Origin of the sequence: Paraburkholderia sp. BCC1884, assembly GCF_900996225.1 — a bacterium.
Taxonomy (GTDB): domain Bacteria; phylum Pseudomonadota; class Gammaproteobacteria; order Burkholderiales; family Burkholderiaceae; genus Paraburkholderia.
On sequence record NZ_CAAJGL010000090.1, the window covers coordinates 210,536 to 227,392 of the forward strand.

The following is a 16,857-nucleotide window of genomic DNA, read 5'->3' on the forward strand; positions in this document are numbered from 1 at the left end:
GAAGCTCTTGCCAACTGCATGCGGGGATCGCGGCCTCATTTGGGAAAGAGCAAGGTAACCACGAAACGTGCACCCCATCCATGAGGCGCGGAATCGGGACTGGCCGCCCAGTAGCGCACGCCCCCACCTATACTGACTGGCTGTTTCCCAAACTTGAGCAGTTTGCTGACAGTCGCATTGATCGGGGTCGACCATTGGTGACGATTCCAGTCATAGGTTGATTCCGTATTCAGGCCGAAAGTCCACGCATCCTTCGTTGTGTAGTTGAGAAAGGGCTGCAGGAATGTCGAGCTGACGCCCGACCGGTTGCCGTCACCTGCAAACGACCAGATATGATTGGCGAGCGCACCGTAGGTCCAGCCATTCGCCTGCCAGAGCAGAACCGCTGTAGGTCCGGCGCCCCATTTTTCGGCTCCGAGCTGCCGGTCAGTGTCGGTTGGCAATAGAAGCGCAGGGCCTACGCCCCAGATGAGTCCGTTTGCTGTCGGTTTCGAAGGCGAAAAGAAAAAACTCTGAACGACGTCACCTAACCCGGTTTGTGAACCGGATCCCGGGGCGATATTGCTTTGCGAAACCACCGGAACGATGGTGCGCGAAATAAGATTCCAGTTGTCGTTCAGGCGAAAAGGGACAACGGGCTGAAAATTCATCAGGTATTTATTGCCGTCCCGATTCGGCCCAATGTTGCCATCGTAGTTGAACTGAAACGGAACGCTGATCAATGCTGCAACCGGATTGCTCAGTTGCTTGGCGAGATCCGAATCACTTTGAGAGTACGCGGGCATGGACGCAACCAGCGCCGCGGCGAAGCACCCCGATCTTTTTCCTGGCCAACCGAATAGCATCATTTGCATCTCTCTCGCAGCGAGTACGCTTCCCGTGCATTTTCGAGGCGGTTTGGGTGCGACCCGACGGCGGTGTTGGAGGCTAGCGACACGCCCGTGCCACGAATCATGAGCGCACGGATGAGGGCGACGATGTGCAGAATGACAAAAAAGAAAATCGTGGGCGGAAGCACCTTGATGAATTCATGCCCGATCTTTTCCCTGAATTTACTCATGATCTTCGCCTCGTCGACCCGCTGTGGTTCCGCGCGATTGCGGCCCGGTTGGCTCTGACGGTATCGCCTCGCCTTCACCAATGCTGCCTGTCCAGAGGTAACGTAGTTCGAAGCTGTCAAAGGCGGTATCCGAAAAGCGAAATCGTTGCGAAACGATCGCCGCTCATGCCGGTTCGAGACGGTCAACCACCTTTTGACTGTCTTGACGTCGCGATGACGCTTTAGCGGACAAACTCGTGCCGATCACGAGAGCGGCTTAAAGTCCTGCCCGGCAATTCACCAAAGACCTTGCGATACTGCTCCGAGAACCGCGACATATGGCGAAAACCCCATCGGAACGCGACGTCGGCAACGGTACAAGTCGGCCCCGCGACCAGCAGGTCGCGCAATGCGCCGTTCAGTCGGGCGTTCAGAAACCATCGGCCCGGTGTCATGCCCACGCTGCGGCGAAAAATCAGCTGGAGAGCGCGCAGACTGTATCCGCTTCGTTGGGCAATCTCCGAAAGCGTTATATCGGCCTCATCAGACATGACCAGCCGCTCGCATGCGAGGATCAGATGATGATGGCGTTGTTCGGTGACCGACCCGTCTGACTTGCACGCAGGCGGCGCAGCGGCCAGCGCATCGACGTATCCAGCCGTCATCGACTGACACATTTCGGTCGCCAGTTCGGCGGCGATGCCGCCCGTGGGTTCCAGCGATCTTGCGATTCCCATTGCATCGTCGGCCAGGCATGTGAGAGCAGCGCGGCCGCCGGCTCGAAGGCGCACTGAACTAGCGAAGCGGCCTGGCAATTCCAGCGGTCGCCCTGTTCGGGCCACCGCTGTTTCCTGAAGGCGCTCTTCCGGAATTGTGAAGTTGATCCAGCGAGATGACGCCGAGGCATGATAAAGAAGCTCCACACCTACGGGGTAGATCTGAATATCTTCCTCACCGATAGAAACGGTGTTGTACCGGGTAACGTCACCGCCTTCTGCCATGAAGCCTATGCATATTGAATCGCGTGGCATGCTGCCCCGGGCAATCACCGGAAAGTCGTAGCAGCCGGTTTCCAGCCTGATCTCACCGAACGTCAGACGTTGATGCACCATGGTCGCGCACTTCGAAGAGAGAAGACGGTGCTCAAAACTTCCGCCATAGACGACATTGAAGGCCTGCGCCGGCTCAAAGCCCGAATAGGTGTGCCGCAAATAGGTTGACTCAAATGACATGGAAAATTCTCCGCAAAGATTTCGCTTTTTGGATAACGCCCACCCCGGGACATCGCTATCTTAAGTTGTACGCCACGAAGTCGAGGCCAAATTCATGGCTGAAAACTACCGTCAAATCAAGGAACGCATTCGTGCCCTGGAGGCCGAAGCGGAGCAGTTGCGCCGCCAGGAACTGCGCCAGATTATCAGCGACATGCGGCGCAAGATCCGCGTTTACGGTATCACCCCGGACCAGCTCTTCGGCCCGGATTTATCGGATCTCGTAAGGTATCGCAATCTCGAAACGGGCGAAACCTGGAATGGAATGGGGCGTCCGCCCAACTGGATCAGAGGAAAGGATCGAGAGCAATTTCGTGTCGACTGAATGCACAGCGCCGACGACCATGAGCCAAAATCCAGGGAGAAAATAGTGAGCGTCAACGTTTCGCGCAGCGCAACAAAAACATTGGGACGCGGTGTTATCGCGTTGCTGGTAGCCAGTACACCTGGTTTCGCACACGCCCAGCAAACCATGCCGATCCCGGCGAGCACAGATGTCAGCCCGCCAACGGCGGGCATCGTCATGACGAAAGACTATGTGGCCACAGTTGGGCGGATGGCGTATCTCTGGGGCTGGCCGCTGATCAACGCACGTCACCGGCGCGCCACATTCAACAAGTCGCCGGAGCCCGGTCGGCTCGGCGGCATCCTGCCTGTCGCGCCAACTGGCTACATCACGATGCTGACGGACTACATTGCGCCTGAGGAGCGCTTCGTCACCTGCCCGAATCAGGACGTGGTCTACGGCTTCGGCTTTGCGGCCGTGGATAAGGATCCGGTCATCATTCAGGTGCCGGATTTCGGCAAACGGTTCTGGGTGTACGCCTTCTATGATGCGCGCAGCAATAGTTTCGGCGGCCTCGGTAAGCAATACGGGACCCGGCCGGGGATCTACATGGTGGTCGGCCCGAACTGGAAGGGCACCATTCCAAAAGGCATCACCAGGGTGTTCCATTCGCCGACGGATCTGATCGGCATGGCGCCCCGCATCTTCATGGACGATACCGACGAGGATCGCAAGCAATACAGCCTGTACTCGACAGGATCATGATCTATCCGCTCAGCAAATACACGGGCAAGGCACAGACCAAGGACTGGGCGAAGGTACCGACGTTCCCGGCCCCGGCGCAGCAGGGCGAAGGCGAGACGAAATGGGTTGATCCGGAAACGTTCTTTGACGAACTGCCCGACGTCCTGCGCGAAGTGCCGCCGTTGCCGGGCGAGGAAGCGCTGTATGCGCAGATGAAGTCAGTTCTGGATGCGGCGGCGAAAGACCCTGCCATCAAGGACGAGCTGATGCAGGTCGCTGTCGATGCCGAGAAGAATCTTGTCGGGCCGCTGTTCGAATTCAGTAACAACGGGATTCCGGTGGGCAATGGCTGGACGACAGCACCCAACGGAGGTCGTTTTGGATACGACTACGCGACGCGCACGGCCGTTTCGCGTTCGAACATGTACGTCAATCGCCCAGAAGAGACGCGATACTTTTACCTGGATGTCGACGGCAAGGGCGGCCGGCTCAACGGTGCGAACCACTATACGGTGACCTATAAGAAGCTGCCGCCAGTCAACGGCTTCTGGTCGCTTACGGTCTATAACGAGCATCACCTTTTCGAGCCCAATTCGCTTAACCGCTATTCGCTTGGCACGAAGAACAAGAGTCTGAGGCACAACGCCAACGGCTCACTGACCCTTTACGTGCAGAATGAGTCGCCTGGTCCGGACAAGGAATCGAACTGGATACCGGCACCGAAAGGCGACTTCTCGCTGTATCAGCGTACCTACTGGCCCAAGGCAGAGGTGCTGGAGGGCAAGTGGACGCCGCCGTCAGCCGAGAAGGTCAACTAATCCGCGTCCGGAGAAATCATGCCGAAGAAATCTGCAAGTTTGCACACGCTGATTGCACTGCTCGTCGCGTCAACGTTTCCGCTTCTTGCGTACGCGCAGACGAGCCGTTTCGACGCGCTGACGAATAGCGCTTTCGTTCAGGGTCGTCCGACGCCGGAGACGGCCAGGGCTCTGACAGACGAACTGCTGTTCCAGCGAGCAACGCAGACCTATCTGTGGGCCATGCCACTGCTTAACACAATGGGTATGCGCGACGGTTTCGCGCAGGCCTACGGCACGGGCTACAGCACGATGGCGATCTGGGCCAAACGGCTGGATGCGAAAACCCTCATCACCACGCCCAACTCCGATCTGATCTACGGCATGGCGTTCGTCAACCTTGCGGATACGGGCCCCCTCGTCTTCGAAGCGCCGCCGAAGCTGCAGGGGATTCTCCTCGATATGTGGCAACGCCCAATCCCCGGGCCACAGGTTAACGGTACTTCGTATTTTGGCGACGTTGGGCTACCAGGCCCGGACGGTGGGGCGGGCGGCAAGTTCCTGATCCTTCCGCCCGGTTATTCGGGCGAGGTGCCTTCGGGCTACTACGTGTACCGTTCGGGGACCAACAATATTTTCATTTTCCTGCGCTCGTTCTATCAGTCGCTGGACAACATCACTCCGGCAGTGGATTTGCTCAAGCAATCCGTTTTGTATCCACTGGGCAAGAAGGACTCTGCGGAAAAGATGAAATTCTTCGATGCGTCGGGTTCGCCGCACAACATGCTGCCGCGAAGCGACGCGAGCGCCTTCAGGGATTTGAAGTATCTGGTGGATACGGAAGGCAGCAATCTTGCCGATCCCGACTGGATGGGCATGCTCGCTGGCCTCGGCATCAGGAAAGATAAACCGTTCGAACCGGACGCCCACGCCCGGAAGATTTTGGACGATGCCGCAAAGACAGGCTACAAGACGAGTCGTGTGATTGGCCTGCAAGGCGACAATGACATTCGTGTGTACAAGGACAGGCAATGGATGAACCCGGTCAACAACGTCTCGTCGCGTTGGCCGAGCGCCGTCAACGATCTGGGCTTCACCTCAAATAGCGGCGGCTACCGCGACCTGGATGCGCGAGTCTGGTTCTTTACGGATTACTACTCGATCAGTCCGGGCATGGTGTCCATGACCCCCGGCAAAGGCGCGTTTTACATGATCGCGTTCAACGATGGCGATGGTCAGCCACTGGTCGGTGGACAAACTTATAAGGTGACGTTGCCGCCGGACATCCCGGCCGCGCTGTTCTGGTCGGTCACGTTATACGACGCGTCGAACGCGTCCGGACTCGATAACGGGCAACCGTTCCCGTCGCTCGGCAAGCTCAACCATCCCAAACAGAATGCGGACGGAAGCACGACGCTGTACGTCGGCCCGAAGGCGCCAAAGGCCGAAGAAGGCAACTGGCTCGCCACGGTGCCCGGGCGCGGCTTCTTCGCGATTCTGCGTCTTTACGCGCCGACGCAACCCGCGATCGACGGGAGCTGGAAGCCGAGTGATATTGAGAGGATTAAGTAGGAAGCGCGGCTTCGCGGCTTCGGCGAGTTGCGTCTGGAGCCGCAACTCGCGATGCGCTCGACGCTTTGTCGAGGCACGTGGTGTCACAGCGACGGGGCAGGCTGAGTCCGCTATGCGTCGCGCGCATGCGGTTGCAACCGTGCAAATCCGGAAGCCGATGCTCGCCGTCCGAACGGGTTCGAAGGGCAGTGAGCCCTCCATAACCGGTCATTCGCAAACGTGGGCCGACTGGGCGTTAGTGGCCGGGTTGAGGCGGTGCCACCGGCAATTTGCTCTCCGGAAACCGGCCATTGAGCGGGGACGGACTAGACCTTCGCTATTCAAATTGAATGGCGACCTCGAACGGCGGCTCGTGGCCGGCTAGCGCCCGACGAACGAGCGCGATGATCGCCTCGGGCGCCACCTCTCATGCAGAGGGCATAAAGCGACCCCACGGCGACACACGCGTCGGCTGGCTGAGTGGCCGATTTGTGCGTGACTGCAGCCGCTGAACCTCTGATTGTCCGCTCGCATATCGAGTGCCACCGCGTTAGCATCATCTTCATTTCAATAATACTTGAAATATAGAAATGAATAATCTATTGTTTGGGCATGGACTCAAACCTTGTTGTACGCGCCCTGAGCGCGCTCGCTCACGAATCGCGCCTCGCGATCTTCCGCCTGCTCGTTGTCGCTGGTCCGGAAGGCCTGGCTGCGGGGGAAATCGCACAGCAGCTTGGGCTTTCCCCTTCCAGCCTGTCGTTTCACCTGAAGGATCTGTCACATGCAGAGCTGGTGAAGCCGCGACAAGAAGGGCGTTTCATCATCTACACGGCGAATTTCGACGCCATGACGGATCTGATCGGTTTCCTGACGGAGAACTGCTGCGCCGGTGCGACCTGTGCCGCGAGCGATCTCCCCAACTGTTGCGGAGACAAACCATGAAGCGCATGCACATCCATGTCGCGGTCGAAAACCTGAGCGAAAGCGTCCGGTTCTACCGCGCGATGTTCGGCAACGCAGAGCCCACCGTCCTCAAACGCGATTACTGCAAGTGGGAGCTGACAAACCCGGCCGTCAACTTTGCGATTTCGCAGCGTGGTGCAAAACCAGGTGTCGATCACATCGGCATTCAGGTCGAAACCGATGCGGAACTAGCCGAAATGAATGCGCACTTCGCCGCTGCTGAACTGCCGGTACAAGCCCAGACGGAGACGACCTGCTGCTATGCGCGGTCGGACAAGGCATGGACGATTGATCCACAAGGCGTCGCATGGGAAACGTTTCGAACACTCGAAGCCGCGCCGGTCTACGGCCACTCGCGCGAGCAAACGCAAACACATCCTCAATCGTCGGCCGCATGCTGCACGCCGGCTCATTAAACCCATCGTGACCTTCCGGAGCCTCCCGTGAGCGACAAACCGTACTCGATTCTCATTCTCTGCACGGGCAACAGCTCGCGCAGCGTCATGGCCGAAGCGCTATTCAACGTGCTGGGAAAGGGCAAGTTTCAGGCGTATAGCGCGGGTAGTCACCCTTCCGGGGTCGTGAACCCGTTCGCCATCGAGCGGTGCGAAGCGCTGGGATACAACACCGCGGAGCTGCGTAGCAAGAGCTGGGATGAGTTTGCTGCGCATGACGCCCCTCACATGGATTTCGTCATCACGGTGTGCGACCAGGCCGCGGGCGAGGGTTGCCCGATCTGGCCCGGTCACCCTATGACCGCACATTGGGGCTTCGAAGATCCGGCCGCTTTCGAGGGAAGCGACGACGAGAAGCGCAAGGTCTTCAGCAAGGTCTACCGGCAGATCATGAACCGCGTGAGCCAGTTCGTGAACCTGCCCCTGCACGTGCTGGATCGCAATGCGATTCAGCGAGAAATGCGCGCCATTGGCGAGAAGCCGGCAGAGGAATCAAATGAGCAGCACTGACACAGCGATCGGCGACGCACGGCCAGCGATTGGATTTTTTGAGCGTTACCTGACCGTCTGGGTCGCGCTCTGCATCGTTGCAGGCATCCTGTTCGGACAGGTACTTCCTCAAGTCTTCCAGGCGATCGGCCGCATGGAAGTGGCGCACGTCAATCTTCCGGTCGGCGTGCTGATCTGGGTGATGATCATTCCGATGCTGGTCAAGATCGATTTTGCCGCGATGACCCAGGTTAAGAGCCAATGGCGCGGCATCGGCGTCACGCTGTTCGTGAATTGGTTCGTCAAACCGTTCTCGATGGCATTACTCGGCTGGATCTTCATCCGTCACGTATTCGCGCCGTGGCTTCCCGCAGACCAGCTTGACAGCTATATCGCGGGGCTGATCCTGCTGGCCGCCGCCCCCTGCACAGCGATGGTGTTTGTATGGTCGCAACTCTGCAAGGGCGATCCGTATTTCACGCTATCGCAAGTGGCGCTCAACGACTCCATTATGATCGTCGCTTTTGCGCCACTCGTCGCACTGCTGCTCGGCCTGTCAGCCATCACGGTGCCGTGGGATACGCTGATCATCTCGGTTGGCCTGTACATCGTTATTCCAGTTATCCTCGCGCAAATGCTGCGCCGGAAGCTGCTCACCAGGGGCGAGGCGCATTTCCGGCAGGCGGTTGCTCGTCTCGGTCCCTATTCGATCAGTGCATTGCTCGCGACTCTCGTGTTGTTGTTTGCTTTCCAGGGGCAGGCGATCGTCAAGGAACCGCTGGTCATCGCGATGCTCGCGGTGCCGATTCTGATTCAGGTGTTCTTCAATTCCGGCCTCGCCTATCTGCTCAATCGCCGGCTTGGCGTCGCGCATTGTGTTGCAGGACCGTCCAGTCTGATCGGTGCCAGCAATTTCTTTGAATTGGCGGTCGCCACGGCAATCAGCCTGTTTGGATTTCATTCCGGCGCCGCGCTTGCCACGGTGGTCGGTGTGCTGATCGAAGTGCCGGTGATGTTACTGGTGGTCGGCGTCGTCAATCGTTCGCAGCACTGGTACGAAGCAAAACCCAGCGTTAAAGGACAGCAGGTATGAGCGTCACCATCTATCACAACCCGGATTGCGGCACGTCGCGCAATACATTGGCAATGATCCGCAATGCCGGCATAGAGCCCGACGTAATCGAGTATCTGAAGTCGCCGCCTGACAGGAAGACACTGACGGACCTGATTGCACGTGCCGGATTGACAGTGCGGGCCGCATTGCGTGAAAAAGGTACGCCCTACACCAAACTCGGCCTCGCGGAACCATCGTTGAGCGATGAGCAGTTGCTCGACGCAATGATGGAGCATCCAATCCTCATTAACCGCCCGTTTGTCGCCACGCCGCTTGGCGTGCGCCTGTGCCGCCCCTCCGAAGTAGTGCTCGACATCCTGCCCGCCCCGCAGAAGGGCTCTTTCGCGAAAGAGGATGGGGAGCAGGTTGTCGATAGCGAAGGAAGGAGGCTTGTCTAATGACGCAGGACATTCCGAACGTCAGCGCTCCGCACCTCGACACGCCTGATCTGCAGAAGCTCGAACCACGCACGGTTCCGCTACATGCTCCGCGAATCCTGCTGCTGTTCGGCTCGTTGCGCCCCACCTCATACAGCCGGCTTCTCACGCTCGAAGCCGAACGCATCCTGCGCCATTTTGGCGCGGAAACACGGGTGTTCGATCCGCACGGCTTGCCACTGGTTGACAGCGTGCCGGCTGATCATCCGAAGGTAGTCGAACTGCGCAAACTCTCGGAGTGGTCAGAGGGGCAAGTGTGGTGCAGCCCGGAACGTCACGGAACCCTCACGGCAGTATTCAAGAACCAGATTGATTGGCTACCGCTTGAAAGCGGCGGCGTTCGCCCCACGCAAGGCCGCACGCTGGCGGTGATGCAGGTGTGCGGCGGATCGCAATCGTTTAACGCAGTGAACGCGCTGCGCATTCTCGGCCGGTGGATGCGTATGGTGACCGTCCCGAATCAGTCGTCAGTGGCAAAAGCGTGGCAGGAGTTCGACGCCGACGGCCGGATGAAACCATCCGCATATTACGATCGCGTCGTCGACGTGATGGAAGAGCTGTACAAGTTCACGCTGCTGGTGCGTGATCGGTCCGACTACCTGACCGATCGGTACAGTGAGCGGAAGGAAGCGCACCCGGAGCTTGCAACGACACTGGCAGCCGCCGCCATGAATCAGGAAACAGTGAGCGCCAATGCCGACACTGACGACAACGAAACGGAGTGACGGCGGCAGCGGTAGGGGAGCTATTGCGACATGGGCACTCGCAATTGCGCAGCTCGTCTCTTGGGGTTCGATCTATTACGCGTTCTCTCTTTTTGTTGTACCGATGGAAGGTGCAATGGGATGGAGCCGGACGGCGACCAATGCGGCCCTCTCGGTCGGTCTGCTGATTTCAGGGTTGGCGGCCTATCCGGTCGGGAAGTGGATCGATCACGGCCACGGCCGGCGGGTCATGGTCTGTGGGACCATGCTGGCCGCGGCGATGTTGGCGCTGTGGTCGCAGGCACATAGCCTCGTAACGTTATTCGTCGTCTGGATCGGCCTCGGTGTCGCATTGGCCGCGACGCTATACGATCCGGTTTTCGCAGTGATCACACGGGACTTTCCTCGCAGCTTTCGCACAAAGATTACGTTGGTCACGCTGGTAGCCGGTTTCGCCAGTACTGTCTTTATCCCACTGACGCAGGTTCTGGTCGATCGTCTCCAATGGCGAGACGCGCTTCTCGCGCTTGCCGGGTTTAATCTCGCGATCTGCCTGCCCATCCATATCTTCGCAATCGGTCGCGATGCGCCCCGCGAAGACGATCGGGACTACAAGGCCGAGCTGAAGGCGACCAATGCGGCGGCAACCGGGCGCGCTCTACGGACGCCGACATTCTGGGCGCTGGCTGTGTGCTTCACAGCCTACTATGCGACATTTGCGACGCTAACCTTCCACCTGGTACCGCTCATGGCGGAACGGCGGGTGTCGCCAGCACTGATCCTGACCACGATGGCCGTCATCGGTCCGGCGCAGGTTCTCGCGCGCGTGCTGTGGTTCACGATTGGCCGTAATGTTCGTCCGTCGATTGTCGGCGTCGTGATCACAACAGCGTTTCCGGCGTCGGTCCTTGTACTCATGTGCGCAGGGACGTCGCCGGCATTGTTGATCCTGTTCGCGGTCGTCTACGGCGGCGCAAACGGCATGATGACCATCCTGCGCGGGACGATCGTCCAGGACGTGATGTGGACGGAAGGTTATGGAGCCGTGAGCGGACTGCTATCGATGCCCTCAAACATTGCCAAGGGCATCGCACCGATCTCGGCTGCGGCGATCTGGACGGCCAGCGGCAACTATGTAGCTGTCGAATGGACCGTGCTTATGGTGTCGCTGGTTTCGGCCGTTGCGTTCATCCTCGCCATACGCTTCACCTCTGGCAAAAAGTTTGGCGAGCATCAGGCAAATTTCGAGTGAGCAGACAGTCATGCAGATAAGAAAGGCCAACGATGCCGACCTGGGCGAGATCCGAAACCTGTTAAACGAGCATGGCTTACCTGTAGAGGATGTTTCGACGACGCTAATCGAAGGATTCCTAGTCGCCGAAAATGCAAGTGGAACGATTGTCGGTAGCGGCGGTCTTGAGCAGATTGGTTCGAGCGTTCTTTTGCGATCGCTCGCCCTCAAGTCAGAATGGCGCGGGACAGGTGTCGCAAGGGAACTGGTCGAACGGCTCGAAGACAACGCACGCTTACTCGGTCAACAGGAAGTCTGGTTACTGACAACGACTGCCGAGTGTTTTTTTGAGCGAGCTGGCTATGAGCGGGTAAGCCGCGATGAGGTGCCCGGCGAAGTGCGGTCGTGCAGGCAGTTCGCAGTTCTATGCCCTTCGACGGCTACGTGCATGCGAAAGCGGCTTCTCCCGAGATCCTCGCCAACCCCGGTCGAACGGCTGGTATCGAGCTGATTTCCGCCACGCGACATCAGTTCGTCAACGGCTCTTTTTGGCCGATGACCGCCTAAGGCGACCGGCATATCCCGACCCACTGCCGTCGTTTGTACGAGCGCTGCCTCGAGGGCAGCTTTCAGGCGCGTAAGGGACGTTCGTTTCGGTCAACGCGCCTTGGGCGATCCCGTATCCCAAGGTCGTCGCCTGACGTAACGAACCCCAAGCTCGGGTAGCCAACAATGCTGCCTTCGCTTACTATCCGATTACATAATAAAAGCTCCCGCCGCCCGGCGCGCGCATCGTCGAGATCATCCAATGAACCCCATACGAAGCATCGAAGTTTCCTTGATTACGGCATTAATTGCTACGAGCCTAGCAGCAACCACGGTGCATGCGACTGGGTCTCCGACAGACGCCGCGTCTCAGCCAGAACCGAACGCAACCGGCAATGCCCCGCACCCACCAGTTGACCAGCCTAGAGGACTCGGTGATTTTTGCTTTTTCGCAAATCTCCCGCCCGCCAGTCAGAAATACAAGATCATTAAGGATGTGAGTATCGGCAAGAATTCGTACGGCAGTGTCACCGCCATCCTTCCCAAGTTGGCCGAATACGCACAGATGCGCGGAGCGGACGCAATTATCGAGTACACCGGTTCACAGCGCTTTGGCTTCTGGCCCTGGCGCGTGGTCAGACCGGTAGTGCGTGGCACCGCTGTGCAGTGGACCGAACCGAAACCAACGGATTGCGAATCCATCGGAGGCACGAAGTTGAGCACGATCCTATCCTCGGGTCAGCCTCCTGCAAAGTAGCGTAGAAGGCAGCGTCCGCGGGCTGGGTCCGCTGGCCGACGCCAAGTTGAAAAACTAGTGCTGACTTTTGTCGCACGTTGTACAGATCTTCTCGTCTTTCGAGCTTGCGCGGCAGGACTCAGACGAGATTCAGGGAGCAATATGAAGAACTCCGTCGCCGCTATCGCGGCACTCTTCAGCCTTTATGCGCCGATCGCGCACGCCGAATATACCTGGCAGACTTGGAACGAGTATAGAGATCACTACACGTCGGGTGGCCCTAAAGTAAAAATGCAGGGAGATCTTTTGGACATTTACATTGCCGGCATCGCGTCTTCATTCAATAGCGCCAATGCCCTGCTCGAACTCCACCATGAAAAGAAGTTGTATTGCATAAAGGAAAAGAACAAACAACTAGCAGGCTGGGAGCTTGAAGGGTTACTCGACTATGCCCGAGCCGGTGCGGACACGTTTCGGCCTGACACACCGCTATCACTCGCCATTTTGCTGAAGGCGCAACAAATCTACCCTTGCCCGTGATTTTGAAAAGACCCCCTAGTCCTTACCATGGCGTTCAGCGCCGCCAGACGCCTGCTGCGTCACGAAGGCGACAGGGTCGTACGCAAGCACGTCAGCGCCTCGGTGAAGCGCGCGGGCATCGAGGCCTTGTATCGCACTCCGAACACAAGCCGCAAACACTCAGCGCGCAGTATTCAGAGCAGGACATCATCAATTTTTGATCTTGAGCTGCGAGCCTGCAATTGGGCAGCGCGCCTTCCGGGGTAGTAACAACAATACGACTATGGTCGCGAGTAATCCTGCGATGACTATGTTCCACATTGGCATCCTCTTATTAGGAAAAGTTCAGGGTGACGGTCCCGTACTTTGTTCGTGTTAGTCACCGGTTCATTGCTGGCTTGCCTGCCGCGTATTCGAGCGCGTCCCGAAGCGCACAAGCGGTTACTGTGTCATTGGTCCTGCCCCACGTCTCAGGTTTACCGCGCTCGTTAGAAGGCGTCATCGCGATCACTGCTGCGGCAGCCGCAGCGTGATACCAATGTGCCAGAAGAAAGCCAATCGCCTGCGCGATGTTCTGCCCTTCCCAGCGATCCAGCTCACGGCCTTCTTGATTCAGTGCATCAAGAATCGCCCTGAGAAGGTCTGCGACGATCCGTTGCTTCTGGTAGTCCGGCGCGGCTTGGAATTCTTCGTTGCTGGGCATCGCGCCCAAAATTGCGCCACGGTCCATTTTGGATTCTTTCGTGTTGAGTGATGACGGTGCGAGAAGATGGACTTCGTTTTCAGTTGCGCAGCAGGAACGCCGGCTGCCATTGCGCGTCCGTGGGCCGCTTCAGTTCAAGCACTTTCCACGCGTTATTGCTGGTGTCGCCGCGCATGGCATTGGCAAGACGGCCGAACGACGGATAGGCCTCGCCCTGCCAGACAATCTCGGCGTCGATCACTTCGGCCTGCTTTTCCTCGCCGTGATAGCGCGTGCGGGCAAGCGTGCCGCTGGCCAGAAAGAGGCCTTCCCACTTCACGCCGGTACGCGGTGCCTGGCCGTCATCGTCGGCGGTGCGTTCGAGGAAATCATTGAGCACATCCTCGATTAGCGAGCTCACGCGCGACGGAAAGCGGGCGGCCACACGGGCATACAGTTCAGAGGACAGGGGCACGGCAACAAACGAATCGAGCGGGTAGGACATGGCAGTCTCCAGTGATAATACTCCAACAGTACCCGACAGTCCTCTTAAAGTAAACTCCTATGTTGGAACTTTTCGGCGAGCTGTTCGAAGAGAAATAGCTAACGCCTCCGACTAGCGGCTTAGCGTACGAAAAAGTCCGAATCTTGACGGCACCCCCTTCCGTCCGTCGCATCGTCGCGCAATCGGACACTTTGATGGCGGGTTTGACGTCAAACCGGACATGTGAATGTCCCGACTCGAGGGGCAGCGAGTGTCGCCTCATGGCCGGTGCCGGACCGATGACACGCTTGGGCGGCAAAAAAAATGCCGCCCATACTGGCGCGGCATGTTGTGCTGGCTTAGCCAGATTCATCCTGTTGCCAGGCTCGTATTGGCGGCCTGTACTGATGCCGATGGCTACTGGCCGGGGACGATGTTGTCCGGGACGTTGAGCACCGCATGAACGTGATCGTCGCCCCGGTGATTAAGCAAATCCCATATGGTCTGCTGCCACCCTCTGTCCTGGCGCGCAGTGCTGCCGCCCTGCTTCGTCAACTCGACGCCAGCCCAGGCCGGCACGACCTCATCATCTGTGACGTACCACTGGAACACCTCGCTCGCCTCGGTTACGCCGCCGTATGTCCTGTCGATTTGCGCGAGCGCGTCTTTCTCTGATTTCTCAAAACGAGTGCGCTCCTGCTGTACGCCCGTCAGGCCATTCTTCGCATCATCCAGCTCCCGTTGTGCCCGCTCGACGGCGGATTGAGCCGCTTCCATCGCACCTTCACGATTGACGATGCCCTGTTTCAGCGCCTCCGGCGTGTCCGCCCGTGGTGTGCCATTGGCCTGCAACTGCGCGAGCTGGTTCTGGGCGTCGGCGAGCTGCTTCTCCAACTGCTCGGGGTTCTGGATGTTCCCGGCAGTTTGATCGAGGCCGTTGGAATAGCCCTGGAAATCGTGCTGCGTATCGACGATCTTCTGCTGACGGAGCGCCGCAAGAAGCGCCGCGCCGTTCCTCAGATCACAGCGGTACTCGACGACCGTGCGGTTCGTGTCGTCTTTGAACGTGCGCCAGCTATCCTTCTCGCATGAATCTCGATTCGATAGAGCCGTTTCGTAGGTATGGGTCGAGTCTTGCGGAACGATTGCAGCCTTGACCGTATCGATTTCGGAATGGCCGCAGCCGGCCAATGCCAGGCTTAAGAACGCCGCCGAGGCAAGCGTGGTGAATTTCATGTTCATCAGCGAAAAATGAATGAAGATTGGCGTGCGCGGCTCACGGAATCGCGCACGCCAGATAAGGAAATCGCAGCAAGCTCGACCAACTAGCTGCTGCGCGAGGAACGATGCCGCCGCACCCAGAAGTGGAGGCATGGACAGCCGGAGGCTTACTGCGACAGCCCGATCGTTACGTATTTCGTGTCGGTATCGAACGTGAGCGGATCGTCGGTTCCGGTCGTGCTGTTCACGGTGATATAGGCGTACTTCGTCATGCCGGATGCCGGATCGGTGTATTTGTAAATCTTGGCATGCTCGACCGAATGGTTTGCTGGATCCGCAATCCCGTCAGCCGTCAGTGCCTGGGCAACGCTGACCGGTGCATCCGTGCCACCATCAATGCCGGTGAACGTGGAGTTGCCGTTCGCGAATGCCGTCGTACCTGATTTCGTGCAGTCCTCATACTCGTCGAACGTCTTGCCGTTCAGTTCGTTCAGTTCGTTCGGATCGGTCACTTCGGTCAGGTCAGACGATGCGAACACGTACTGGCCCGGTTGAGCAGTGGCGACGCTGCCGACACCATTGACCGTGCAGAGCTGGCCGACGCGGTTGCCCAGCAAACTGATAACGGCACTAAATTTCCCGGCATCCGTGAACGAGGTCACATTGCCGGAGGCGTCGATGTTGGCCTTGGCCGTGTACTGGCCGCGATTCGGATCGGCGATGGCAATCGCGAAGGTGCCGTCCAGATTCACGGACGAACCGATCTGGATCGCCGTGATGCCCGGAGTCGTATAGGCCGTAGCGGCGTAAGCCTGCTGTGTCAGCGCCGAGCCATTGGCTGTTTTCACAGCGGCATCCGATTGCGACAGACCGGACGCCGTCAGCGCTGCACCATAGGTTTCAAGCAGGCCGTCGCCTGCATCGCCCTTCTGAGCCTTGAAGCTCGTATTGAGTGGATTGAATCCATCCGGCAAGGTGGGCTTTCCCGGCAGGGTAGCCAGGGCGGTCACCAGCTTCGCCAGCGCACCATTCAGATTGTCGGTCGTGACCGCGCCGCTCAGATCGCCGCTCTTCGCGCTGTTGAACCATGCATCCGGGTCCTGCTTGCCGAGCACTCCGACGACGATGTCGGTCAAGGGCGTGATATTGGTCGTGCCCGGGGCTGCGGCAACCGAATGCAGTGCCGAAGCCAGCGTAGAGCCGTTGACCTGTCCGCCCGACACACGGGCAACGCATGGATAGTCCGTGCTCTTGAGCGAGACGTTCCAACTGCCGTCCGTACCGGTTGTGGTTGAGGTCGTCGTGCCCGATGCACATTTCAGTTCGATCGAGCCGCCGATGATCGGCGAACCGATCGCCGCAGTACCGGTTGTGTTGACCGACGCGGATCCGCTACCTGCAGCCGGCGAACTTCCGCCGCCGCCTCCTCCGCATGCAGCTAGCACCGCACACATGGATGCGCCAAGCGCGAATACGGTGATTTTTATCTTGTTGATCTTGTTTTTGTTCACTGCATGATTCCTTTTCAGATGGCTGATGAAGGGGGCTGTCAGGAAAGATATCGGCATTCAACTTTAAAGGTTTA

General features: G+C 58.5%; 20 protein-coding genes. 13 read left to right on the forward strand and 7 right to left on the reverse strand.

Annotation, left to right across the window (positions count from 1 at the left end):
* Positions 1-35 precede the first annotated feature (35 nt).
* The 3 genes from FQ705_RS19825 to FQ705_RS19835 form a co-directional block, all read right to left on the reverse strand.
* Entirely contained in the window at positions 36-848 is an 813-nt protein-coding gene (locus tag FQ705_RS19825) for a transporter (RefSeq protein ID WP_260854571.1), read from the reverse strand.
* A complete protein-coding gene (locus FQ705_RS19830) occupies positions 845-1,180 on the reverse strand; it encodes a hypothetical protein (RefSeq protein WP_144143762.1) in 336 nt (111 codons plus the stop codon). Before FQ705_RS19830 ends, FQ705_RS19825 begins: the two co-directional genes overlap by 4 nt.
* A gap of 101 nt (positions 1,181-1,281) precedes the next feature.
* Positions 1,282-2,271: a helix-turn-helix domain-containing protein gene (locus FQ705_RS19835; protein WP_144143763.1), complete on the reverse strand. Its 990-nt coding sequence runs from the start codon at positions 2,269-2,271 to the stop codon at positions 1,282-1,284.
* 94 nt (positions 2,272-2,365) lie between these two features.
* Between FQ705_RS19835 and FQ705_RS19840 the strand changes: the two genes are divergently transcribed.
* The 13 genes from FQ705_RS19840 to FQ705_RS19900 all read left to right on the forward strand — a co-directional run bounded on the left by FQ705_RS19840 (position 2,366) and on the right by FQ705_RS19900 (position 12,906).
* Positions 2,366-2,635, forward strand: a complete 270-nt coding sequence (locus tag FQ705_RS19840; RefSeq protein ID WP_144143764.1) for an H-NS family nucleoid-associated regulatory protein — start codon at positions 2,366-2,368, stop codon at positions 2,633-2,635.
* A gap of 45 nt (positions 2,636-2,680) precedes the next feature.
* Positions 2,681-3,361 carry a DUF1254 domain-containing protein gene (locus FQ705_RS34585; RefSeq protein WP_260854572.1) on the forward strand — a complete coding sequence of 227 codons (681 nt, stop codon included), beginning with the start codon at positions 2,681-2,683 and terminating at the stop codon, positions 3,359-3,361.
* Entirely contained in the window at positions 3,358-4,158 is an 801-nt protein-coding gene (locus FQ705_RS34590; protein ID WP_260854573.1) for a DUF1214 domain-containing protein, read from the forward strand. The genes FQ705_RS34585 and FQ705_RS34590 overlap by 4 nt, the downstream gene beginning before the upstream one ends.
* Positions 4,159-4,197: 39 nt before the next feature.
* Positions 4,198-5,709, forward strand: a complete 1,512-nt coding sequence (locus tag FQ705_RS19850) for a DUF1254 domain-containing protein (protein WP_260854574.1) — start codon at positions 4,198-4,200, stop codon at positions 5,707-5,709.
* 591 nt (positions 5,710-6,300) lie between these two features.
* Positions 6,301-6,633 (forward strand): ArsR/SmtB family transcription factor, encoded by a 333-nt coding sequence (locus tag FQ705_RS19855; protein ID WP_144144342.1) that lies wholly within the window; start codon positions 6,301-6,303, stop codon positions 6,631-6,633.
* Positions 6,630-7,070 (forward strand): ArsI/CadI family heavy metal resistance metalloenzyme, encoded by a 441-nt coding sequence (locus tag FQ705_RS19860; RefSeq protein ID WP_144143766.1) that lies wholly within the window; start codon positions 6,630-6,632, stop codon positions 7,068-7,070. The genes FQ705_RS19855 and FQ705_RS19860 overlap by 4 nt, the downstream gene beginning before the upstream one ends.
* A gap of 27 nt (positions 7,071-7,097) precedes the next feature.
* A complete protein-coding gene (locus tag FQ705_RS19865; protein ID WP_093647732.1) occupies positions 7,098-7,619 on the forward strand; it encodes an arsenate reductase ArsC in 522 nt (173 codons plus the stop codon).
* Positions 7,606-8,691 (forward strand): ACR3 family arsenite efflux transporter, encoded by a 1,086-nt coding sequence (gene arsB, locus FQ705_RS19870; RefSeq protein WP_144144344.1) that lies wholly within the window; start codon positions 7,606-7,608, stop codon positions 8,689-8,691. The genes FQ705_RS19865 and arsB overlap by 14 nt, the downstream gene beginning before the upstream one ends.
* Positions 8,688-9,110, forward strand: coding sequence for an arsenate reductase (glutaredoxin) (gene arsC, locus FQ705_RS19875; RefSeq protein ID WP_144143767.1), 423 nt, complete (start codon positions 8,688-8,690; stop codon positions 9,108-9,110). Before arsB ends, arsC begins: the two co-directional genes overlap by 4 nt.
* A complete protein-coding gene (gene arsH, locus FQ705_RS19880; protein WP_144143768.1) occupies positions 9,110-9,874 on the forward strand; it encodes an arsenical resistance protein ArsH in 765 nt (254 codons plus the stop codon). Before arsC ends, arsH begins: the two co-directional genes overlap by 1 nt.
* Positions 9,843-11,105: an MFS transporter gene (locus tag FQ705_RS19885; RefSeq protein WP_144143769.1), complete on the forward strand. Its 1,263-nt coding sequence runs from the start codon at positions 9,843-9,845 to the stop codon at positions 11,103-11,105. The genes arsH and FQ705_RS19885 overlap by 32 nt, the downstream gene beginning before the upstream one ends.
* A 10-nt stretch (positions 11,106-11,115) precedes the next feature.
* Complete coding sequence (gene arsN2, locus FQ705_RS19890; protein ID WP_144143770.1) at positions 11,116-11,595, forward strand: arsenic resistance N-acetyltransferase ArsN2; 480 nt, start codon at positions 11,116-11,118, stop codon at positions 11,593-11,595.
* Positions 11,596-12,528: 933 nt separating this feature from the next.
* Positions 12,529-12,906, forward strand: coding sequence for a hypothetical protein (locus FQ705_RS19900; protein ID WP_144143772.1), 378 nt, complete (start codon positions 12,529-12,531; stop codon positions 12,904-12,906).
* Positions 12,907-13,264: 358 nt separating this feature from the next.
* Here the strand turns inward: FQ705_RS19900 and FQ705_RS19905 are convergent, their stop codons facing one another.
* The 4 genes from FQ705_RS19905 to FQ705_RS19920 all read right to left on the reverse strand — a co-directional run bounded on the left by FQ705_RS19905 (position 13,265) and on the right by FQ705_RS19920 (position 16,783).
* Positions 13,265-13,615, reverse strand: a complete 351-nt coding sequence (locus FQ705_RS19905; protein WP_144143773.1) for a hypothetical protein — start codon at positions 13,613-13,615, stop codon at positions 13,265-13,267.
* 52 nt (positions 13,616-13,667) lie between these two features.
* Complete coding sequence (locus FQ705_RS19910; protein WP_144143774.1) at positions 13,668-14,072, reverse strand: DUF2924 domain-containing protein; 405 nt, start codon at positions 14,070-14,072, stop codon at positions 13,668-13,670.
* 396 nt (positions 14,073-14,468) lie between these two features.
* Positions 14,469-15,425 carry an HlyD family secretion protein gene (locus FQ705_RS19915; protein WP_260854575.1) on the reverse strand — a complete coding sequence of 319 codons (957 nt, stop codon included), beginning with the start codon at positions 15,423-15,425 and terminating at the stop codon, positions 14,469-14,471.
* Positions 15,426-15,439: 14 nt separating this feature from the next.
* Positions 15,440-16,783, reverse strand: a complete 1,344-nt coding sequence (locus FQ705_RS19920) for a hypothetical protein (RefSeq protein WP_260854576.1) — start codon at positions 16,781-16,783, stop codon at positions 15,440-15,442.
* Positions 16,784-16,857: the final 74 nt, after the last annotated feature.